This is a genomic window from Phosphitispora fastidiosa (assembly GCF_019008365.1).
GTDB classification, from domain to species: Bacteria; Bacillota; Thermincolia; order Thermincolales; family UBA2595; genus Phosphitispora; species Phosphitispora fastidiosa.
Map to the genome: position 1 here is coordinate 1 of NZ_JAHHUL010000150.1, position 264 is coordinate 264.

1 protein-coding gene is annotated in these 264 nt (G+C 70.5%); it reads right to left on the reverse strand.

The window, feature by feature from the left end:
- A partial coding sequence (locus Ga0451573_RS19300; RefSeq protein ID WP_231685816.1) for a DUF805 domain-containing protein occupies positions 1-264 on the reverse strand: 264 nt, incomplete at both ends.

A 264-nucleotide genomic window follows, 5' to 3' on the forward strand; every position in this document is an offset into this window, starting at 1 on the left:
GATCAGCATCATCAGCAATGCAACCGCGAGCGCGTAGATGACGGCGACCGCGACCGCAGTCGCGCCGCCCTGCCCGGCATCGCGCAGCCGCTTGATGTGGATGACGAGCCAGGCCCAGATCAGCGCTGCCTGCACGGCACAGAACGGCCAGACCCCGCTGCGCGCGATCACCTCGGGAGTGAGGAGGAACTGCGCCGCGACCCCCGCCGCATAGATCGCGAGCAGCGACAGCCAGAACGCCCGGCGGCCGAGCCGCCCGTCGAG